Source organism: Pseudomonas sp. TUM22785, from assembly GCF_028198105.1.
GTDB lineage: Bacteria > Pseudomonadota > Gammaproteobacteria > Pseudomonadales > Pseudomonadaceae > Metapseudomonas > Metapseudomonas solani.
The window spans coordinates 579,554-598,923 of the sequence record NZ_CP116239.1; the positions used below are offsets into that span (position 1 = coordinate 579,554).

At 67.4% G+C, this 19,370-nt stretch carries 19 protein-coding genes; 10 read left to right on the forward strand and 9 right to left on the reverse strand.

The window, feature by feature from the left end:
• Positions 1 to 13: 13 nt before the first annotated feature.
• Positions 14 to 1,438: a two-component system sensor histidine kinase CreC gene (gene creC / locus PI990_RS02695; protein ID WP_021217054.1), complete on the forward strand. Its 1,425-nt coding sequence runs from the start codon at positions 14 to 16 to the stop codon at positions 1,436 to 1,438.
• Between the two features lie 94 nt (positions 1,439 to 1,532).
• On the opposite strand, the gene PI990_RS02700 is transcribed toward creC, so the two are convergent.
• A complete protein-coding gene (locus PI990_RS02700; protein ID WP_184488481.1) occupies positions 1,533 to 2,255 on the reverse strand; it encodes a hypothetical protein in 723 nt (240 codons plus the stop codon).
• 143 nt (positions 2,256 to 2,398) lie between these two features.
• On the opposite strand from PI990_RS02700, the gene PI990_RS02705 reads away from it, so the two are divergent.
• From PI990_RS02705 to PI990_RS02725, 5 genes are all read left to right on the forward strand, one after another.
• Positions 2,399 to 2,836 carry a CBS domain-containing protein gene (locus tag PI990_RS02705; RefSeq protein WP_021217056.1) on the forward strand — a complete coding sequence of 146 codons (438 nt, stop codon included), beginning with the start codon at positions 2,399 to 2,401 and terminating at the stop codon, positions 2,834 to 2,836.
• A gap of 348 nt (positions 2,837 to 3,184) precedes the next feature.
• Positions 3,185 to 4,537: a cell envelope integrity protein CreD gene (gene creD / locus PI990_RS02710; RefSeq protein WP_271659749.1), complete on the forward strand. Its 1,353-nt coding sequence runs from the start codon at positions 3,185 to 3,187 to the stop codon at positions 4,535 to 4,537.
• A 56-nt stretch (positions 4,538 to 4,593) separates the two neighbouring features.
• Positions 4,594 to 4,920 carry a hypothetical protein gene (locus PI990_RS02715; protein ID WP_271659750.1) on the forward strand — a complete coding sequence of 109 codons (327 nt, stop codon included), beginning with the start codon at positions 4,594 to 4,596 and terminating at the stop codon, positions 4,918 to 4,920.
• Positions 4,910 to 5,077 carry a hypothetical protein gene (locus PI990_RS02720; RefSeq protein ID WP_021222773.1) on the forward strand — a complete coding sequence of 56 codons (168 nt, stop codon included), beginning with the start codon at positions 4,910 to 4,912 and terminating at the stop codon, positions 5,075 to 5,077. The genes PI990_RS02715 and PI990_RS02720 overlap by 11 nt, the downstream gene beginning before the upstream one ends.
• A gap of 168 nt (positions 5,078 to 5,245) precedes the next feature.
• Positions 5,246 to 7,339, forward strand: a complete 2,094-nt coding sequence (locus PI990_RS02725; RefSeq protein WP_271659751.1) for a TonB-dependent receptor — start codon at positions 5,246 to 5,248, stop codon at positions 7,337 to 7,339.
• A gap of 257 nt (positions 7,340 to 7,596) precedes the next feature.
• Here PI990_RS02725 and PI990_RS02730 read toward each other — a convergent pair whose 3' ends face one another.
• The 8 genes from PI990_RS02730 to PI990_RS02765 all read right to left on the reverse strand — a co-directional run bounded on the left by PI990_RS02730 (position 7,597) and on the right by PI990_RS02765 (position 16,872).
• Complete coding sequence (locus PI990_RS02730; protein ID WP_271659752.1) at positions 7,597 to 8,547, reverse strand: Vgb family protein; 951 nt, start codon at positions 8,545 to 8,547, stop codon at positions 7,597 to 7,599.
• Positions 8,548 to 8,626: 79 nt separating this feature from the next.
• Positions 8,627 to 8,791: a hypothetical protein gene (locus PI990_RS02735; protein ID WP_271659753.1), complete on the reverse strand. Its 165-nt coding sequence runs from the start codon at positions 8,789 to 8,791 to the stop codon at positions 8,627 to 8,629.
• A complete protein-coding gene (locus tag PI990_RS02740; protein ID WP_271659754.1) occupies positions 8,788 to 9,912 on the reverse strand; it encodes a PepSY-associated TM helix domain-containing protein in 1,125 nt (374 codons plus the stop codon). The genes PI990_RS02735 and PI990_RS02740 overlap by 4 nt, the downstream gene beginning before the upstream one ends.
• 141 nt (positions 9,913 to 10,053) lie before the next feature.
• On the reverse strand, positions 10,054 to 12,486 hold the full coding sequence (locus PI990_RS02745) for a TonB-dependent receptor (protein WP_271659755.1): 2,433 nt from the start codon (positions 12,484 to 12,486) through the stop codon (positions 10,054 to 10,056).
• 154 nt (positions 12,487 to 12,640) lie between these two features.
• The gene (locus tag PI990_RS02750; RefSeq protein ID WP_271659756.1) at positions 12,641 to 13,591 is read right to left on the reverse strand and encodes a FecR domain-containing protein; all 951 of its coding nucleotides are present in this window, start codon (positions 13,589 to 13,591) and stop codon (positions 12,641 to 12,643) included.
• Positions 13,588 to 14,106 (reverse strand): RNA polymerase sigma factor, encoded by a 519-nt coding sequence (locus tag PI990_RS02755; RefSeq protein ID WP_021222765.1) that lies wholly within the window; start codon positions 14,104 to 14,106, stop codon positions 13,588 to 13,590. Before PI990_RS02755 ends, PI990_RS02750 begins: the two co-directional genes overlap by 4 nt.
• A gap of 124 nt (positions 14,107 to 14,230) precedes the next feature.
• Positions 14,231 to 14,941: a 3'-5' exonuclease gene (locus PI990_RS02760; RefSeq protein WP_271659757.1), complete on the reverse strand. Its 711-nt coding sequence runs from the start codon at positions 14,939 to 14,941 to the stop codon at positions 14,231 to 14,233.
• Positions 14,938 to 16,872 (reverse strand): putative nucleotidyltransferase substrate binding domain-containing protein, encoded by a 1,935-nt coding sequence (locus PI990_RS02765; protein WP_271659758.1) that lies wholly within the window; start codon positions 16,870 to 16,872, stop codon positions 14,938 to 14,940. The genes PI990_RS02760 and PI990_RS02765 overlap by 4 nt, the downstream gene beginning before the upstream one ends.
• A 295-nt stretch (positions 16,873 to 17,167) precedes the next feature.
• Between PI990_RS02765 and PI990_RS02770 the strand changes: the two genes are divergently transcribed.
• From PI990_RS02770 to PI990_RS02785, 4 genes are all read left to right on the forward strand, one after another.
• Complete coding sequence (locus tag PI990_RS02770; protein WP_271659759.1) at positions 17,168 to 17,674, forward strand: response regulator; 507 nt, start codon at positions 17,168 to 17,170, stop codon at positions 17,672 to 17,674.
• Between the two features lie 174 nt (positions 17,675 to 17,848).
• The gene (locus PI990_RS02775; RefSeq protein ID WP_265170330.1) at positions 17,849 to 18,280 is read left to right on the forward strand and encodes a PaaI family thioesterase; all 432 of its coding nucleotides are present in this window, start codon (positions 17,849 to 17,851) and stop codon (positions 18,278 to 18,280) included.
• Positions 18,280 to 18,687 carry a PaaI family thioesterase gene (locus PI990_RS02780; protein ID WP_374979651.1) on the forward strand — a complete coding sequence of 136 codons (408 nt, stop codon included), beginning with the start codon at positions 18,280 to 18,282 and terminating at the stop codon, positions 18,685 to 18,687. Before PI990_RS02775 ends, PI990_RS02780 begins: the two co-directional genes overlap by 1 nt.
• Positions 18,688 to 18,750: 63 nt before the next feature.
• The gene (locus tag PI990_RS02785) at positions 18,751 to 19,320 is read left to right on the forward strand and encodes a TetR/AcrR family transcriptional regulator (RefSeq protein WP_271659760.1); all 570 of its coding nucleotides are present in this window, start codon (positions 18,751 to 18,753) and stop codon (positions 19,318 to 19,320) included.
• Positions 19,321 to 19,370 lie beyond the last annotated feature (50 nt).

Consider the following 19,370-nt stretch of genomic DNA (forward strand, 5'->3'; position numbering starts at 1 on the left):
CCGGAGCCCCGCCATGCCGCTCGGCGTCCGCATCTTCCTGGTGTACTTCCTCTTCGTCGGCCTGGCCGGCTACTTCGTGCTGAGCACGGTGATGGACGAGATCCGCCCCGGCGTGCGCCAGTCCACCGAAGAGACCCTGGTGGACACCGCCAACCTGCTGGCCGAGATCCTCCGCGATCCGGTGCGCGACGGCACCCTGGGCCAGAGCAATCTGCCCGAGCTGCTCAAGGCCTATGGCAAGCGCCAGCCCGGCGCCGAGATCTGGGGTGTGCGCAAGACCGAGGTGAACCACCGCATCTACGTCACCGACGGCACCGGCAAGGTGCTGCTGGACTCCAGCGGCCTGGCCGTGGGCCAGGACTACTCCGGCTGGAACGACGTGCTGCTGACCCTGCGCGGCCAGTACGGCGCCCGCTCCACCCGTGAAGACCCCAGCGACCCGGACTCCTCGGTGATGTACGTGGCGGCGCCGATCCGCGACAACGGTCGGATCATCGGTGTGGTCTCGGTGGCCAAGCCCAACCGCTCGCTGCAGCCCTACATCTACCGCTCGCAGATGCGCCTGGCCTGGCTCGGTGCCGGGCTCATCGGGCTCGGCCTGCTGATCGGCGGGCTGCTGTCCTGGTGGCTCAGCGGCTCCCTGCGGCGCCTCACCCGCTATGCCCAGGCCGTGAGCGAAGGCCAGCGCGCCGAGTTGCCCACCCTGCGCGGTGGCGAGCTGGCGCAACTGGCCCGAGCCGTGGAGCGCATGCGCACCGAGCTGGAAGGCAAGGCCTACGTCGAGCGCTATGTGCACACCCTGACCCATGAGCTGAAGAGCCCGCTGGCGGCGATCCGGGGTGCGGCCGAGCTGCTGGAGGGCGAGATGCCCCCGGCGCAGCGCCAGCGCTTCGTGGCCAATATCAGCGGCGAGAGCGCGCGCCTGCAGCACCTGATCGAGCGGCTGCTGTACCTGGCTCAGGTCGAGCAGCGCCAGGGCTTGGAGGAGCGCGTGCCGGTGCCGCTGGCGCCCCTGGTGGAAGACCTGTTGCAGGCCCAGGCGGCACGCATCGAGGCCGCCGGACTCCGCATCGAGAATGCGGTGAACATCGGTCTTGAGGCATCGGGCGAACGCTTCCTGCTGCGCCAGGCGCTGGCCAACCTGCTGGACAACGCCCTGGACTTCACCCCGGCGGGTGGCCTGATCCGCATCGCCGCGAGCCGCGACGGCCATGAGCTGGACCTGCGGCTGTACAACCAGGGCGAGGCCATTCCCGACTACGCCCTGCCGCGCCTCACCGAGCGCTTCTATTCCCTGCCGCGCCCCGGCAGCGGCCGCAAGAGCACCGGCCTGGGGCTCAACTTCGTCCAGGAAGTGGCGCAGCTGCACGGCGGCAGCCTGCAGGTCTGCAACTTCGACGGCGGTGTGGAAGTGCGCCTGCGCCTGCCGGTGGCCTGATTTCGCGCAGGCACCATCCTGGTGCATCCGCCTGCCTGGCTCTCCAGGTGCTCGGGTGGCCGGACTCCGCGTGATCCACCTCAGTGCGGAGCAATCACTCCGCCGTGGCCGGTGCGCTCTTGGCGTACTTCGCGGTCACACCCTTCCAGAACGCCGGGAAGCTTTCGCTGAAGCGGGCGAACGCGGCCTTCTCGGCGCGGCTCTTCGACTCGGTCACCGCGTCCTCGGTGGACCAGGTGCTGGAGCGCTGTTCTTCCTGGGCGGTGGCCTCGGTGGAGCCGTAGATGTAGCCGCTGCGCACATCCACCAGGATGCCGGCGACGGTGGCGGTGACATGCGCCTGGTGGTTGGGCAGGAAGCCCAGCGAAACGGCGGTCAGCGGACCCAGCGGGGTGCTGTCGACATAGAAGGTGGTGTCCACGGTGTAGACCAGCAGCAGGTCCGAACGCATGCGCGCGGCGGGCAGGCGCAGGTCCTTCAGGCTCTTCATGTCGCTGGGAACCAGCAGGCGGCTCAGGGGCGCTGTCTGGCTGATCAGCGGCTGTTCGGCGATGCGCGCCAGATCGGCGTCGGACTCGATGTCGCGGGTTTGCACCACCTCGAACCCGTCCCGATAGGTACTCGTGACACGGACGATGCTCAACTGCGCCGGGAAGGGGCTGGCAGGTTTCTTGCTGAACAGCTCTTCGATATCGGCGTCGTCGATGCCGGCCAGGGGAACGCCATGGCTGGGCGTGACATAGCTCTTGCTGGAGCAACCGCCGAGCATGAGCAGCGAGAGGGCGGTGAGGGCAAAAAGGGTCTTGCGGGGGAGCATGGGAACGTCCTTTTCCAAAGGGCCGGAAGGCCCGACTGGCGGCGATTCTGCCGCTTCTTGCGAGTGCCCACAATTGACTATTCTCAAACCGTCGCCGTGCATGGAACGCGGTGCACATAACAACGAGAAACCGGGAGCAGCCAATGAAGAGCGTCGCCGAAATACTGCGGGGCAAGCCCCACACGACCATCTACCGGGTCGACCCCACCACCACCGTGCTGGAGGCGGCCGAACTGATGGCCGAGAAGGGCATCGGCGCGGTGCTGGTAATGGAGCGTGACGAGTTGGTGGGCATCGTCACCGAGCGCGACTACGTGCGTCGCGTGGCCGCCAAGGACCGCTCCTCCTATGGCACCGAGGTGCAGGAGATCATGACCTCCAACCTCTTCGTGGTCGGCCCGAAGGACAGCAACCAGTTCTGCATGCAACTGATGACCGAGAAGAACCTGCGCCACCTGCCCGTGCTGGATGACGGCAAGGTGATCGGGCTGCTGTCCATCCGCGACCTGGTACGCGACATCACCGCCGAGCAGGAAAGCCTGATCCACCACCTGGAGGACTACATCCGCGGGTCGTGCTGATCGCTTGATGTAGACGCCGGACCCTTGTGTGCGAATTCATTCGCGAATGTGGCCTGTAGGGTGGATGACGCTTCACCCATCCACCGGGCGGTGTTCCGTCTCGCGCATTACGCATTATCGGGCACCTCGTAGGGTGGGCCGGGCGGCGTTCTGCGAGTGAAGCGAAACCCATGGGGCAACGCCCGACTCCGCTGATGGGTTTCGCTTCGCTCTACCCATCCTACGATCCCCGCATGAGCGATCCCCACTCTCCACCCAATTCCCACACAAACTCCACACTTCCCCCATCGCCCCACCTTGGGAGGGCTCCAGACTTTCCCCATCGAGAACACATGAGGAGAGTCCGAGATGACCCGTACCCTGGGTTTCAAGCTGGGCGCCATCGCCCTGCTGATCCTGTTGCTGCTGATTCCGCTGCTGATGATCGACGGCCTGATCGACGAGCGGCAGCAGGCCCGTGACGGCGTGCTGGCGAACATCGCCCAGAGCTCCAGCTACAGCCAGCAGGTGACGGGGCCGATCCTGGTGGTGCCCTATCGCCGCGTGATCCGCGAGTGGAAGACCAACGAGAAGACCGGCCAGCGCTACCTCGATGAGAGCGAGGAGCACAGCCGCCTGTTCTTCCTGCCGGAGCGCCTGCGCCTGGTCGGCGACGTGGATACCGAGCTGCGTGCCCGGGGCATCTACCAGGCACGGTTGTACAAGAGCGATAGCCGCGTCAGCGGGCAGTTCGTGCTGCCGGCCAACTACGGCATCGATGACGGCCTGGCCGACTACCGCTTCGAGGCGCCTTTCCTGGCGGTAGGCATCAGCGACATCCGTGGCATCAGCAACGCGCTGAAGCTGGAACTCAACGGCCGCAGCTTCGACTTCCAGCCTGGCAGCGGCGACCCGGTACTGGCCGGTGGCGTGCATGTGCCGCTCCCCAGCTTGCAGGCGGGCGAGGTGCAGAACCTCGACTTCGCCTTCGACCTCAAGCTGCAGGGCACCGAGTCGCTGAGCATCACCCCGGTGGGGCGCGACAGCCAGGTTGAGCTGAAGTCCGGCTGGCCGCACCCGAGCTTCGTCGGCGAGTTCCTGCCCGCCGAGCGCGAGGTGCGTGACGACGGCTTCAGTGCACGCTGGCAGACCAGCTTCTTCGCCACCGACATGGAAGCGGCCCTGGCCAACTGTGCCTACGCCGAACGTTGCGAGGCCTTCAACAGCAAGGTGTTCGGTGTCAGCTTCGTCGACCCGGTGGACCAGTACCTGAAGACCGATCGCGCCATCAAGTACGCCCTGCTGTTCATCTGCCTGACCTTCGCCGGCTTCTTCCTCATGGAAGTGCTCAAGCGCTTGGCGGTGCACCCGGTGCAGTACGCCCTGGTGGGCCTGGCCCTGGCGTTCTTCTACCTGCTGCTGCTGTCGCTCTCCGAGCACCTGGAGTTCGCCCTGGCCTACGGCCTCTCCGCGGCGGCCTGCGTGCTGCTGGTGGGCTTCTACGTCAGCCACGTGTTGCACAGCTGGGCCCGTGGCGCGGGCTTCACCGCCGGGCTGGCGGCGCTCTACGGGATGCTCTACGGCCTGCTCAGCGCCGAGGACTACGCGCTGCTGATGGGCTCGCTGCTGGTGTTCGGCCTGCTGGCCTGCGTGATGGTGCTGACCCGCAAGCTCGACTGGTACGGCGTCGGTGCCGTCAAACCCGCCCAGGTCCAGGGCTGATAACCCCGGGCGCGGCCATCGCCGCGCCCCTTCAGGAGAAAGAAAAGATGCGCGCAATGGTGCAATTCACAGCCTGCTTCGCCCTTGGCCTGGTTATTTCGGTACTGATCCTCGGCGGCCTGATGTTCGCCGGCAATTTCGGTTTCATCGACCTCTGGCTGATCACCGGCAAGCCGGTGGCCAACCTGGCGCTGATGGTGCTGCCCGAGTCCTTCTGGCACGCGCTGACCGGCGTCATCGACCCCCGCAACAACCCATCGGTGAACTCCTTCCTGCAGCTGTGCGTGGCGCTCTCCCAGGGCGCCTTGCTGCTGGCAGCCGGGTTCTTCCGCCTGTGGTACTGGCACCGTGATGAAGAGGAGGAAACCCGCGATGCGCGGTGAACTGCATGAAGAACGCGTGATCAGCCGCCGCCTGGCCTCACGCATCGCCGAGTTGTTCCCCGGTTACCGGGCGGAAAGGCAGGGTGTGGTGATCGGTTTCGAGCCCTGGCCGGGGCGGGCAGAGGCTCCCCGGCAACCGCAGCGACTGGCTCGCTGATGACCGCAGGCCACGGATGGCGAGGTCTGTAGGCGTTCTAGGAGGTAGAAACGGAGCAATGTAAGCATTTTGTAAATAAAAAGATGTAAATGACTACAAAGATCAAATGGAAATGAATATCATCCGCACCCGATTCTTTTGCCCCCTATTCGGATGCGGACCTGCCCCATGTCGACCCCTGCCAAACTACCTGCCCTTACGCCCTTGGCCCTGAGCCTGGCTTCCCTGCTGTTGTCGCCGCTGGCCATGGCCGCCACCGAGCTGCCCGCCATCGAAGTGGATGGCAAGCGCACCCAGGATTCGCGGGTCAGGGACGTCTCCACCGCCACGCGCACTGCCACCCCCGTGCGCTACGTGCCCCAGGCGATCGACACGGTGCGCACCGAAGATGCCTTGAACTACGGCACCCGCACCCTCGCCCAGGCCCTGGCCGGCCTGCCCAACGTCAGCGACGCCAGCGACACCCGCTTCGACGGCTTGCGCATCCGCGGCTTCGACGCCAGCAACGACTTCTACCTGGACGGCATCCGCGACGACAGCCAGTACACCCGCGACCTGCACAACATCGAGCGCATCGAGGTGCTCAAGGGGCCGGCGGCGGTGCTCTACGGCCGTGGCAGCCAGGGTGGCCTGGTCAACCGCATCAGCAAGCAGCCTCAGGCCGGGCTGGCCTCGACCCTGGAGGCGCAACTGGGCAGCCAGGACTTCCGCAGCCTCTACGCCGACCTCAGCGCCGACGCCAACGAGAACATCGCCCTGCGCCTGAACATGGGCGAGCAGGATGCCAACAGCTTCCGCAAGGGCATCGACTCCAGCCGCCAGCTGTTCGCGCCGTCCATGAGCTGGCAGCTCAGCCCCGACCTCAACTGGCTGGTGCAATACGAGTACAGCCGCCACCGCCGCACCCCGGATCGCGGCATCCCCGGCCTCAACGGCCACCCGGCGGACGTCAGCCGCGACACCGTCTACAGCGACCTGCAGCGCGACTACATCGACGACAAGGCGCAGTCCCTGCGCTCGCGCCTGACCTACGACATCAACGCCGACTGGCAACTGCGCCAGACCCTCGGCGTGTTCAAGCTCGACAGCGATTTCGACAACACCTACGTCACCAGCGTCAACGCCGCCGCCCGCACCGTGGGCCGCGCCCGCTGGCAGCAGGACCTGACCACCCGCAACATCTTCAACAACGTGGAGTTGGAAGGCGTGTTCCACACAGCCGGCCTGGAGCACCGCCTGCTCACCGGCCTGGAGCTGGGCAACCAGCACCGCGACCCGAAGCTCTATACCAACGCCACCGGCGCCGCCAACGCCGCGCCCGCGCTGGACATCTTCAACCCCGACACCACCCGCCAGCAGACCGGGCGCATGGTCGCCAGCAGCGATGCCCAGCACCGCATCGACAGCCGCGCCCTGTACATCCAGGACCAGGTGACCCTGAACGAGCAGTGGCAGGTGCTGTTCGGCCTGCGCTACGACCACTTCGACGTGGACAGCCAGAACCGCCTCACCCGTCGCAGCGAACAGCAGGTGGACGACAGCTTCAGCCCCCGCGTGGGCGTGGTCTGGACGCCGCTGCGCGACCATTCCTTCTACGCCTCCTACAGCAAGACCTACTCGCCGGTGGGCGGCGGCCTGATCGGCGTCACCGCCGGCGCGACCACCAACACCAACGACACCGGCCCGGAACACACCCGCCAGTACGAGGTGGGTGTTAAGAGCGACTGGCTGGAGGACAACCTCAGCACCACCCTGGCCGTCTACGAGATCGAGCTGTACAACCGCCGCACCTCCGACCCGCTGAACCCGGGCAACTTCCTGCTCTCCGGCCTGCAGCGCTCCCGCGGCGTCGAGCTGACCGCCAGCGGCCGCCTCTACAGCCACTGGTACCTGCGCGGCGGCATCGGCCTGCAGGACGCGGAGATCGTCAAGGACAACAACGGCCTTGAAGGCAAGCGCATCGGCGACGTGGCCGAGCGCAACGGCAGCCTGTTCCTCAGCTGGAAGCCGGAACAGGGCCTGTACGGTGAAACCGGCCTGACCCTGGTGGGCGACCGCTACGCCGACAACGCCAACACCGTGGCGCTGCCCGGCTACGGCCGCTGGGACGCCCTGCTTGGCTACCGCCTGGAGCAGTGGGACCTGAAGGCCGCACTGACCAACATCGCCGACAAGACCTACTACGCCACCGCCACCAGCGCCGTGCAGATCATGCCCGGCGACCCCCGCACCCTGATGACCAGCGCGAGCTACAGGTTCTGATCGCCGTAGGATGGCGTAGAGCGAAGCGAAACCCATCGATTCCCGGCACGGAGATACTTTGGGTGCCGGGCCTTCAGCATGGGTTTCGCGGTGCTCTACCCATCCTACGATTCAGCGGCCGAGGCGGGGCTGGGTCTTGCACCGTTGGGCCTCGCTGCACTCGGCGCCAACCTACGGCGGGTGACCCCGGGGAGGCTGGGGCCGAGTACGAACCTGGCCCGTAGGATGACCCTGCCTGGGTTGAGCCTTGTACCTGCTCAATCCCTGATCATCACCAGCCGGTCGAGGCCCGATTCCGCGCCCCAGACTTCGCCGATGCGGCCGGAGAGCTGCAGCACGCGGGCGTTGGCCTGGTCGCTGGGGAAGGCGGTGAAGCGCTGGCTGAAGGGGTTGAAGCGGAGGATGGCGTTGCTGCTGAAATCGCTGATCCAGATGCGGTCCTGCTCGTCGACGAACATGGCATGGGCGTCGGCCTTGCCGCCGGGCAGGTCCCAGCTGTTCCAGGCATTGGCCAGCGGGTCGTAACGGCTGAGCTTGCCGCTGCCGCTCTCGCTGACCCAGAGGGTGCCCTTGGAATCGCTCCAGATGCGTTGCGGGCCCTGCTGCGCCTCGGGTGAGGCGATCACCTCGGCATGGCCGGAGCCGGCGTCGATGCGGGCGATGTGCTTGCCGTCGAGGCTGGCGTACCAGATCTCGCCATTGGGCGTGGTGGTGATGCCGTAGGGCCCGGCGCCGCCGGGGGCGGGCCAGACCTTGATCTCGCCGTTCTTCGGGTCGAGCCGGCCGTAATAGCCGTTCTGCCCGGTGAACCAGAGCAGCCCGGCCCTATCGAAGGTGGCGCTGTTGAGGCCGGCGTCGGCGGCGCTGCCCGGCAAGGGGTAGTGCTTGGCGCTGAGGCGGTCCGGGTCCACTTTCACCAGGGCATTGAGGCCGGCATCGGTGACCCAGGCTGCGCCATCCTGGCCGACCACCACGCCACGGGGGCTGGAGCCGGCGCCGAGGGCGATCTGCTGGCTCTGTCCGGTCATGGGGTCGAGCAGCCCGAGCAGGCCGAGCTTCTGCGCGGTGTACCAGACGCGGCCGTCGGTGGCGGGGGCCACGTCGCGCGGGCCGCTGCCCGGTGGCAGGGGGAAGTACTTCACCTCGGCGGCGAGCACGGTCGTGCTGAGCAGGGCGGCGAACAGGACCGCAGCGGCGGTGCGGAGCATGGCGACCTCCAGGTCTGGGATACAGACGTATGGACGCCGTCACGCTCCAAGGGTTCGCCGGAATTTGCCGGCGGCCCGATCAGCGCCGCTGCAGGAAGGGGCGGATGCCGAGAAAGGCGGGGATGCCCAGGCCGACCCAGGCCAGGGCGTCCCAGAGGCCGTCGCCGAGCAGGGCGCCGACCAGGCCGATGGCGGTGAGCGCCGCCAGCAGCGCGGGCACGGCGAAGATGCGCTTCAGGTTCATGCCGTCGCTTCCCCACGCTGCCGCGCCGGCGCCCGTCGGCGCACCCACCAGAGGTAGAGCCCGCTGCCGAGGACGATGATGGTCAGCACGTCCAGGGTCGCCCACAGCAGCTGCATGGGCAGGCCGCCGTAGTCGCCGAAGTGCAGCGGCTGGGACATGGCCAGGGCGTCCATGTACCAGGGGCGCTCGCCGATGGCGGTGACGGCCAGGGTGCGCGCGTCGATCAGCACCGGCGTCCACAGGTGCGAGGTGAGGTGGCTGCTGCCCTTCATGAACACCGAGTAGTGGTGCTCGCTGGAGAAGCGCGTGCCGGGGAAGGCGATGAAGTCCGGCGCCATGCCAGGCGTCGCCTGGGCGGCGATCTCCAGCAGGCGCGTGGCCGGGGCGCGCTCGGTGAGCGGCGGGGCGTCGCGGTAGGGCTCGACCATGGCGGCCAGGCTCTCGTTGCGCCAGGCGGCGATCACCAGGTCGGCGCAGGCGCTGATCACCCCGGTAACGCCGACCACCAGGGCCCAGGTCAGGGTGACGATGCCGATCAGGTTGTGCAGGTCCAGCCAGCGGGTGCGGGTGGAGCGGTCGCGGCGCACGGTGCCGAATTCCAGGCGGCGCATGAAGGGCGCATAGAGCACCGCGCCGGAGACGATCGCCACCACGAACAGCAGGCCCATGAAGGCCAGCAGCAGCTTGCCCGGCAGCCCGGCGAACAGGTCCACGTGCAGGCGCAGCATGGTCATCATGAAGCCGCCGTTGGCCGAGGGCATGGCCACTGGCTCGCCGCTGCGGGCATCGAGCATGAAGGTGTGCGAGGAATTGGGTTCGGTGCCGGCGGTGGCGGCGGTGATGGCCACCACGCCGTTGGGCTCGTCGTCTTCCCAGCCCAGGTACTGCACCACCTCGCCCTGGCGATGGGCCTCGGCGGCCTGCACCAGTTGCTGCAGGTCGAGGCGCGGCGAGTCCGCCGGCATCTCGCGCAGCACCGGGGCATCGCCCAGCAGGTGGTCGATCTCGTGGTGGAAGATCAGCGGCAGGCCGGTCAGTGCCAGGAGCAGCAGGAAGGCCGTGCAGATCAGGCTGGTCCAGGTGTGGACGAAGGACCAGCGGCGGATGGTGGTTGATTTCATCGGCTTCTCCAGCGGCTCTTTCCCCTTCTCGCGGGGGTTACGCGGGCCGCCCAGGTGGACCCTGCACAAGGCTTTGATCTTCTGTGCCGGGCCTATCAATGACGAAGGCCAGCAGCGCCGGCCTTCGTGGTCACGGGTGGATCAGAACTCCAGCTGAGCGGAGAAGGTCAGGGTGCGCGGGTCACCCAGGTAGGAGCTGTTCAGCCAGTATTCCTTGTTGGCCAGGTTGCTGACGTTGGCACGCAGGGTCAGGGTGTTGTCGGCCACCGGCATGCGGTAACGGGCACCGGCGTCGAAGGTGGTGAAGGACGGCAGGCTGTAGTGGTTGGCTTCGTCTGCATACTGTTTGCCGGTGTAGTAGGCGCCGCCGGTCAGGGCAAAGCCCGGCAGGTCGTTCACGTCGTACTCGGCGTAGAGCTTGGCCAGTTGCGAAGCGACGTTGGTGGGCTTCTGCCCTTCGTTGGCCGCCACGCTGCTTTTCTTCACTTCCGGGTCAAGCAGCGTAATGCCGCCTACCAGGGTCAGTTCGGGCAGCACCTTGCCAGTGACGCCGAACTCCAGACCGTTGTTTTCCTGACGACCGTCCTGAACGTAGAAGTTGGCAGCGTTGGTGTAGGCGTTGGGTTTGTCGATGTTGAACAGCGCGAGGGTGAACAGAGCCTCGCCCCATTGGGCCTTGGCGCCGATCTCATACTGCTCGCTGACTTCCGGGCTCATGGCCGCGCCGGAGTTGATGGTGCCATTGGGGGCGATACCGCCGGCCTGCAGACCTTCGATGTAAGTGGCATAGGTGGTGAGCCAGGTGGTTGGCTTGTAGATCAGCGAGACGTTGGGCGAGGTCTTGGACTCGTCATAGGTGGTCTGCTGGCGTGGGAAGAACGCCGGCATGGCAGTTGCCCAGACGAAGTTGTCATTGAAGGTCTCGATCTGGGTGTGGGTGACGCCAAGGATCGCTGACCACTGCTCGTTGAAGGTGATTACATCGCCAATCAGGTAGTTGTTGGACTCGGTACGGGAAGCCAGCAGTTGGTCACCGTGGCCGATGGAGTAGCTGGGTTTGCTGACCTGGGGAGTCGAGCTGAACGGCGACGCGCCGCATGCCACGTCCTGGTACTGAGGCCCCATGCCGGCTACACCGCAGAAGGTTCCCGAGGTGTAGGGGATGTGGTCGGTGTAGTTGCGCACGCGGACGATGTTGCCCTGGTAACCGAGGGTGGCCTTGTGGCCGATGGAACCGGTGTTGAAGGCTGCATCCAGGAACAGGTTGCCGGAGGTCTCTTCGGTTTCCTCCGGAGCGAATGCATAGAGCGGCTGGGTGTAGGCACCAGCGCTGTATACGGTCGGGCCGGTGTAGACGTATTCCTGGGTGTACTGGCTGTAGCCCAGCGCGCCACGCAGGGTGAAGACATCATCCAGGCGCCAGTTGAAGCGGGAGCCCACGCGATCGTGCTCGCTGTCGGAGAACGCCCAGCGCTGGCTGTACAGCTTGTCGTTGTCGAGGTCCTTGGCGTCAGGGCGGAACGATTGGTTGCCGAAATACCAATAGCTGCTCAGGCCACGCACTTCGTTCTTCTTGTGGGAGGCGTCGAACTGGATCAGCAGGTCGTCGCTGACGTTCCAGTCCAGTGCCAGGCTGATCATCTGGCGGCGGCGTTTCTGCAGGTCGATGGCGGTCTCGCCGTCTTGGGTCAGGACGTTGACGCGGTAGGCGAATACGCCCTGGTCATCGATGGGGCCGCCGAAGTCGCCGTGCAGGTAGTAGTTTTCGCCACCGGCATTACCCAGGGTCACGCTGTTGTAGCGCTCGTAGGTGGGACGCTTGATCACGTAGTTGACCAGGCCACCGGGGTTCGCCGGGCCATAGAGGAAGCCGCTGAGGCCGGTGAGGATCTCGATCTGCTCCATTTCCTCGACGAAGTTGCCGGAGTCAAAGCCGGTGGAATAGCGCAGGCCATCGTTGGCGATGCTCAGGTTGCCGGCGGAGCTGAAGCCACGAATGGCCACGGCGCTGGCGTAGCCGGCGTTCTTCGGCGAGTAGAGCTGGGTGAAGGGGTTGCGCTTGAAGACGTCGTCGGTGGAGGTCGTCTGGGTGTTCTGCAGCATCTCCTTGGAGACGACGCTGATGGAGTAAGGGGTGTCCTGCAGGCGCATGCCGCCCAGGGCGCCGACGTTCTTCACGTTCTCGGTGCGGTAGCCGGCTGCGGCGCTACCGTCCTGTGCCGCGGCGCGGGCGTTGACGTTGACGTCGGGCAGGGCCATGCCGGTTTCCGCCAGGGGCTCCAGGCTGAAGGTGCCCGCCGGGCTTTTCACCAGTTGCAGGCCGCTGCCGCTGAGGGCGGCGCGCAGGGCGCCTTCGGCATTGTATTCGCCCTGTACCGGCTGCGAGGTCTTGCCGCTGGTCAGGCTCGGGTCGATGCTCAGGACGATGCCGGCTTCGCTGGCGATGCGGCTCAGGGTGCTGGCCATGGGGGCGGCGGGCAGCCTGTACTGCTGGGTTTCGGCGACGGCATGGGCGGACAGGCTGCCCAGGACGATGGCGGCAGCGAGCAGGCTGGGGCGGAAGGCAAGCGTCATTGCGAACGACTCCTGATAGGAAATAAGTCTCAATGACCTGTTGCCGGATCAGGATAGAAAAGTGATAGGGGCACTGCGAAATTTTTTTAACCTCTGCCGGATGTCGGCTCTCCCGGGCTCAAGCCCGGGCTACCAGGGGGCGCTGGATGAGGCGCTATTTCTCGGCGGGCACCACGCGGGTCCACCAGCCGGTGTGGCGCTCGATGCGCACGGGCAGGCTGGGGGGCAGGGCGTCCAGGGCGAGGTCGCCGTTGCGCAGGGGGAAGCTGCCGCTGATGCGCAGGTCGGCGATTTCCGGGGCGACGCCCAGGTAGCCGCTGCGGTATTCGCCCAACTGCTCCAGCAGGTCGGCGAGGCGGGCGTTTTCCACCACCAGCATGCCGTGCACCCAGGCATCGGCGCCCACGGCGGCGGGCTGGCTGGCCTCCAGTTGGGTGCGGCGCATGAGCACCTGCTGGCCTTCCTTGATGATGCGTTCGCCGTCGGCCTGTGCCGGGTGGGCGGCGACCGCCGATTGCAGGACCACCAGGCGCGTGCCGTCTTTCCCGGCGCGTACCAGGAAGCGGGTGCCGAGGGCGCGCAGGTCACCGTTCTCGGTGCCGACCACGAAGGGGCGCGGGTCGCCGTGGGCGGTTTCGACGAGGATCTCGCCGCTGCGCAGGCGGATGCGGCGCTGGGCCGGGTCGAACTCGATGTCCAGGGCGCTGCGGCTGTTGAGGCGCACGTGGGTGCTGTCGGGCAGCCGCAGGTCGCGCTGCTCGCCGCTGGCGGTGATTTCGTCGGCCAGCCAGTCGCTCAGTGGGCGCTGCTGGTTGGCCAGGCCCAGGGCCAGGGCGCCGACCAGCACCAGGCCGAGCAGGCCGCCGTTGCGGCGCATGCTGCGCGGCGAGCGCAGCAGGGCACGGCGGGCCGGGGCGCTGCCGGCGGCGATGAATTGCTGGTCGAGCCCGGCCAGTTGCGCCCAGGCGCGGGCGTGCTCGGCATTGGCGGCGTGCCAGTGGAGAAACTCCGCCTGCTCGCCGGCACTGGCGTCGCCCGAGCCCAGGCACAGCTGCCAGTGGATGGCTTCGTCGAGCACCTGTGAGGAAACCGGGGCGCGGTTCACGTCGGCTCACCGTAGAGCGCGATGTAGCACTGGCGCAGGCCCTGGGCGAGGTACTGGCGCACGCGTGGCACGGAGACGCCCAGGCGCTCGGCGATTTCGGCGTGGCCCAGGCCGTCGACACGGTTATAGAGGAAGGCGGCGCGGGCCTTGCTGGAGAGCGTGCCCAGCAGGCGGTCGATCTCGCGCAGGGCTTCGAGGATCAGCGCCTGTTCTTCCAGGTCCGGGTGCACGGCTTCGGGCACCAGGGCCAACTCGTCGAGGTAGGCGCGCTCCAGGGCGCTGCGGCGGAAGTGGTCCACCAGCAGGCCACGGGCAATGGTGGTGAGCAGGGCGCGGGGTTCGCGCACCTGGTGCAGGTCGGGCTTGCCGAGGATGCGCACGAAGGCGTCCTGGCTGAGGTCTTCTGCCCGGTGGGGGCAGCTGAGGCTGCGCCGCAGCCAGCCGAGCAGCCAGTCACGATGGTCGCGATAGAGCGCGCCCGCCAGAGCATGGTTCGTGGTTTCCCCAAGCGACACTGCAACCTCCGCCGCTCGAAGCTGGCTGGTAGGAAATGGAGCGAGAATGATTCGCAATTATGCCTATGCCGGCATCCGGCCGCAATCGCAGGCCGTCGGTCGGCGACGACCGTTCGCGGTGGGCTCAGAGGCCGTGTTGCTGCTGCCGGCGTTGCCAGCGGGTGAGGGCGGCGGCGAGGGCGGCGGGGCTGCCGAGGCCTTGCTGGCGGGCGCGGCTGAAGAGGATCAGGGCCATTTCGGCGGTGGCCAAGGCGTCGGCGCTGGCGTGGTGGCGCTGCTGCACCTGCAGGCCGAAATACTCGGCCCACTGGTCCAGCCCGCCGTTGCGGATGCCGGCGTCGGGGCACAGCAGGGGGGCCAGTTCGGCGACGTCGAGGAAAGGGTGCTGTAGGCGGTGGCCGAGGTCACGCCGGAGGGCGCGGGCGAGCATGCGCTGGTCGAAGGGGGCGTGGAAGGCCAGCAGCGGGCTGTCGCCGAGGTATTCCATGAAGGCCAGCAGGGCTTCGGCGGGCTCCACGCCCTCGGCCGACTCGCTGGGGGCGATGCCGTGGATCAGCACGCTGGGGGTGACGCGGTCGGTTTCGCGGTACAGGGTGGCTTCGAACTGGTGGCCGAGGTCGATGGCGCCGTTCTCGATGCTCACCGCACCAATGGACAGCACCAGGTCGCGGCTCATGTTCAGGCCGCTGGTTTCCAGGTCGAGCACCACGAAGCGCTGTTCGTGCAGGGGGCCGTCGCCCAGCCCGAGCGGGGCGGGCAGCTGTTCCCGCCGGCGCTGCTGGGCATCGCTCAACGGCGGGCGGTGGCGCCGGGTGAGCCAGGCGAGGGCGTTCATAGCTGGTAGCGCAGCGCGAGGCTGGCCTGCAGGCGCTGGGCCTGGCGGAAGGATTCGCGGAGGATGCGCCGGTCCAGGTGGTTGAGGCTGTCCGGGTCGAGCCGGTTGGAGAAGGGCAGCCCCTGGCGGGCCTGTTGCTGGTGCTGCTGCATGCGGGTCTGCTGGATGAAGTGGTAGGCCTCCTCGAAGGCGGCGCCGTCCTGGGCGTCGATCACCTCGTGGGCGACCAGTTGGCGCAGGCGTTCGAGGGTGTTGCAGCTGTCGATGCCGTGGGCCAGGGCGAGCAGGCGCGCGCCGTCGACGAAGGGGGTGAGGCCCTGGACCTTGAGGTCGAGGGTGTCTTTCTCGGCGCCTTTGCGGGCCACCACGAAATCGCGGAAGCGGCCCACGGGCGGGCGCTGGCGCAGGGCGTTGTCGGCCATCAGGCGCTGGAACAGACGGTTGTCGGCGACCTGGGCGAGCACCTCGCGGCGCAGTTGCTCGCAGCTCTCGCGGTCGCCCCAGACGGTGCGCAGGTCGAAGTAGATGCTCGAGCCCAGCAGGCTTTCCGGCGTGGCTTCGCGGATGAAACCGGCGAAGCGGCGGCTCCATTCCTGGCGCGACAGGCACAGCTCGGGGTTGCCGGCCATGATGCGCCCCCGGCACAGCTCGAAGCCGCACTTGGCCAGGTCCTGGTTGATGCGCTCGGCCAGGGGCAGCAGGCGCCCACGGATGGCGGCGGCTTCGGCGGCGTCGCGGGCCTCGAAGAGGATGCCGTTGTCCTGGTCGGTGTGCAGGGTCTGCTCGCGACGGCCTTCGCTGCCGAAGCACAGCCAGGTGAAGGGCAGGCCGGGGTCGCCGAGGGCTTCGATGGCCAGCTCGATGACCCGGCACACGGTGTGGTCGTTGAGCAGGGTGATGATGTGGGTGATCTGGGTGGAGCTGGCGCCGTGGGCGAGCATGCTGTCCACCAGGCGCTGGATGTCGCTGCGCAGGGCGGCGAGGGTTTCCACCCGGCCGGCGTGGCGGATGGTGCGCGCCAGGTGCACCAGGTCGACGCGCTGCAGGGAGAACAGGTCGCGCTCGGAGACCACGCCGCGCAGGCGACCGTCCTCCACCACGCAGACGTGGGCGATGTGGCGCTCGGTCATGGCGATGGCGGCGTCGAACGCACTGGCGTCCGGCGGCAGGTGGAAGGGCTGCTGGGTCATCAGCTCGGCGATGCTCTGGCCCAGGTCGGCGCAGGCGTCGGCTATCACCCGGCGCAGGTCGCGCAGGGTGAAGATGCCCTGGGGCCGCTGCTGCTCGTCGACGACGACGATGCTGCCCACCTGGTTCTCGTGCATCAGCCGCACGGCGTCGCGCAGGGGCATCTGCGGCGGGCAGGCGATGGGCTGGCGCACGGCGAGGTCGATCAGGCGGGTGTCGAGGGAGTACTGGGCGCCGAGGGTTTCCACCGCGCGCAGCTGCACCTGCTGGTTGACCTGGTCGAGCAGGCTGCTGACGCCGCGCAGGGCGAAGTCGCGGAAGGGGCCGGAGAGGGCGAACAGGCGCACGAAGGCGGGCTTGGCCAGGAGCAGGCAGAAGGTGTCTTCACCGGCCAAGTGCTCGGTGCGGGTGGCGCGCTCGCCGAGCAGGGCGGCGAGGGGGAAGCACTCGCCGCCGGCGATCTCGAAGGTGGTTTCGGTGCCGCGCTTGGCCGAATGCGGGCGCTCGCCGACGACCCGGCCCTGCTTGACGATATAGAAGTGCTCTACCGGCCCGTCGCTGGGCTTGATGATGGATTCCCCACGCCCGTAGAAACGCAGCAGGCAGTTCTCCACCAGGTAGGCCAGGTGGGCGCTTTCCATCTGGTTGAAGGGGGGGAATTTCTGCAGGAATTCCATGGTGCCATGGACGTTCTGCATCACCGCCAGCTTGCCCGCCTGGGCGAAGGCGTCCGTCGTGCTCATGCTGTGGGTTCCACGGCTCTCTTGTTGTGGGGTGCATGGTCGGTGGCTGCAGCGGTGCTGCACATTGGACGTAAGTATAGAGAGGCCGCCGGCGCCTCCCGGCCGCTCGGTCGCCAGGGGCGGGGCTGTCTGGACCGGGGTTTTGCGTGCGTGCCGTCGCGTTGGTCGTTTTTCGTACCGTTCGGCGGGGGTGCAGGAACTCTTATGTTCATCCGCTATCACACAGGCGTAATCCCGCGCATTCCGGTTTTGTGTGGAGCAGCGCGCCTGCAACGGCCGCTACGAGGTGAAGTCCATGAACTACGGTGACTTGCTGAGCCAGGAGGAGATGAAGGCCCTCGATGAGCTCGTGCGCGTGCCCAACGCCCAGCCCAGCGTCCTGCTGGTGGACGGCGACGAGGCGGCGCGTGACGCCCTGGCCGAGAGGCTGCTGGCCCAGGGCATCGTCTGCACCACCGCCGGCAGCGCCGAGCAGGCACTGGCGCTGCTGCTGGCGCGACCCTCCATCGACCTGCTGGTGACCGAGCTGCACCTGCCCTGCGGCGGCGGCCTGGAGCTGGTCCGCGAGGTTCGTCAATCGGCACGTGCCGACCTGCCGGTGATCATCACCAGCGGTGACGCCGATGTGCAGGACGCCATCGAGGCCATGCGCCTGAAGGTGCTCGATTTCCTGCTCAAGCCCGTGGATATCAGCCGCCTGGTTACGCTGGTGCGCAACGAGCTGGGTGCTCCGCCGGCGAAGAGCCCGCCGGTGAGGGCGAGGCAAGGCAAGGCCGAAATCCTCGCGCTGAAAAGCGCCTGAAGCCGCCGCGAGGCGGCTTTTCATTTCCTCCCTCCGTTCATCAAGGTGCTGGTTGGCCTGGCATTCGCCGGCCTGATGCAGGCCTGCGCCTGCTTGTGGGTGATCGCTTTCTGAGAAAAATAGTTAGACCGGTCTATATAAAAAGGCCGGCCATTTTCTTCAGGAGGACGTGTCATGAGTGAGAATCCGCGTTTGCTGGAAAGACTCGAGGCGGTGATCCGCGCCACCCCCTTCGCTGCGCTGATGGGCGCGCGCGTCAATGCGCTGGGCGATGGCGTCGTCGAGTTGGAAGTCGACGTGAAGCCGGAGGTGATGCACCAGCACCATGGCTTCGTGCATGGCGCAGTGGTCGGCTTCATGGCCGACAGCGCCTGCGCCTGGGCGGCGGCCTCGGTGGCGGGGGACGTGGTGACCTCGGAGTACAAACTCAACCTGCTGGCGCCGGCGGTGGGTGAGCGGTTGCTGGCCCGGGGACGGGTGCTGAAGGCGTCGAGCCGGTCCCTGGCCACCTTCGCCGAGGTCTTCGCGATCAGGAATGGCGAAGAGAAGCTGGTGGCGGTGGCCCTGGCCAGCGTGGCCAAGGTCGGTGGCGAGGGCGGACGCTGATGGACGACGCGATCCCTCCCGGTTTCGAGCCGCTGTTCCGCAGCAGCCCCTTCCTCGATCTGCTGGGCCCGCTGTATTCCCGGCGCGACGAGGAGGGCGGCCTGGTCATCGCTGCGCGCATCCAGCAGAAGCACTGCAACCTGCGGGGCACCGCCCATGGTGGTTTGCTCTGCACCCTGGCGGATGTCGCGCTGGGCTACTCCACGGCCTTCTCACAGGAGCCGCCCCTGGCGATGGCCACGGTGAACCTGAGCCTGGACTTCTGCGGGGCGGCACGCCTGGGTGACTTGGTGGAGGTGCGCACGGCGATCCACAAGATCGGCCAGCGCCTGGCCTTCGCCAGTGCCGACCTGAGCAGCAGCGGGCACCCCGTGGCCCGCGCCAGCGCTGTGTTTCATATTCCCTGAAGCTCGGGCATGCTTTGCGCGCGCCGGGGGACCGGCGCGCGTCACTGTCCTGGAGAGGTTCCCTTGCCGAAGAAATCCAACGCTGCCGATCGCGTCGTGCGCGCCACCGCTTCACTGCTGGCGAGCAAGGGCTATTTCGGCACCCCCCTGGGCGACATCATCGCGCGCTCGGAAACGCCCAAGGGGTCGCTCTATCACTACTTCCCCGATGGCAAGCCGGAGATCGTCGGCGCGGCTATCGACTTCGTCGCCAGCGAGGTGCGAGCGCATCTCGAACAGGCCGCGAGCCGGGCACCCCATGCGCGCAACGCCTTGCTAGGCTTTACCGCCACACTGCGCGGTTGGCTGGAGGCGTCGGGCTACGCCGAGTCCTGCCCCATCTTCGCCACCACCTTGAGTATCGACGATGAGCTGAACGGCGTTCACCAGCGTTGCGGCGCTGCGCTGGCTGGCTGGCACGGCGTGTTCGAGCAGGCGCTGGGCGCGGACGGTGTGCCGGCGGCCGTTGCCGAGAGCCGCGCCTGGTTGCTGATCGCCGCCCTGGAAGGCGCGCTGGGCGTGGCCCGGGTGCAGCGCTCGCTGCGGCCGCTGCAATTGATCGAGGCGGAACTGCTGCCCTTGTTGCCTGGCTGAAGGGCTTTTCACAGGCATGAAAAAACCGCCCCGAGGGGCGGTTTTTTGTG

What these genes read in the sequence shown, in the direction of transcription:
- creC (WP_021217054.1), top strand. Translation starts at nt 14, where the DNA reads ATGCCGCTCGGCGTCCGCATCTTCCTGGTGTACTTCCTCTTCGTCGGC.
- PI990_RS02700 (WP_184488481.1), bottom strand. Translation starts at nt 2,255, where the DNA reads ATGCTCCCCCGCAAGACCCTTTTTGCCCTCACCGCCCTCTCGCTGCTC.
- PI990_RS02705 (WP_021217056.1), top strand. Translation starts at nt 2,399, where the DNA reads ATGAAGAGCGTCGCCGAAATACTGCGGGGCAAGCCCCACACGACCATC.
- creD (WP_271659749.1), top strand. Translation starts at nt 3,185, where the DNA reads ATGACCCGTACCCTGGGTTTCAAGCTGGGCGCCATCGCCCTGCTGATC.
- PI990_RS02715 (WP_271659750.1), top strand. Translation starts at nt 4,594, where the DNA reads ATGGTGCAATTCACAGCCTGCTTCGCCCTTGGCCTGGTTATTTCGGTA.
- PI990_RS02720 (WP_021222773.1), top strand. Translation starts at nt 4,910, where the DNA reads ATGCGCGGTGAACTGCATGAAGAACGCGTGATCAGCCGCCGCCTGGCC.
- PI990_RS02725 (WP_271659751.1), top strand. Translation starts at nt 5,246, where the DNA reads ATGTCGACCCCTGCCAAACTACCTGCCCTTACGCCCTTGGCCCTGAGC.
- PI990_RS02730 (WP_271659752.1), bottom strand. Translation starts at nt 8,547, where the DNA reads ATGCTCCGCACCGCCGCTGCGGTCCTGTTCGCCGCCCTGCTCAGCACG.
- PI990_RS02735 (WP_271659753.1), bottom strand. Translation starts at nt 8,791, where the DNA reads ATGAACCTGAAGCGCATCTTCGCCGTGCCCGCGCTGCTGGCGGCGCTC.
- PI990_RS02740 (WP_271659754.1), bottom strand. Translation starts at nt 9,912, where the DNA reads ATGAAATCAACCACCATCCGCCGCTGGTCCTTCGTCCACACCTGGACC.
- PI990_RS02745 (WP_271659755.1), bottom strand. Translation starts at nt 12,486, where the DNA reads ATGACGCTTGCCTTCCGCCCCAGCCTGCTCGCTGCCGCCATCGTCCTG.
- PI990_RS02760 (WP_271659757.1), bottom strand. Translation starts at nt 14,941, where the DNA reads ATGAACGCCCTCGCCTGGCTCACCCGGCGCCACCGCCCGCCGTTGAGC.
- PI990_RS02765 (WP_271659758.1), bottom strand. Translation starts at nt 16,872, where the DNA reads ATGAGCACGACGGACGCCTTCGCCCAGGCGGGCAAGCTGGCGGTGATG.
- PI990_RS02770 (WP_271659759.1), top strand. Translation starts at nt 17,168, where the DNA reads ATGAACTACGGTGACTTGCTGAGCCAGGAGGAGATGAAGGCCCTCGAT.
- PI990_RS02775 (WP_265170330.1), top strand. Translation starts at nt 17,849, where the DNA reads ATGAGTGAGAATCCGCGTTTGCTGGAAAGACTCGAGGCGGTGATCCGC.
- PI990_RS02780 (WP_374979651.1), top strand. Translation starts at nt 18,280, where the DNA reads ATGGACGACGCGATCCCTCCCGGTTTCGAGCCGCTGTTCCGCAGCAGC.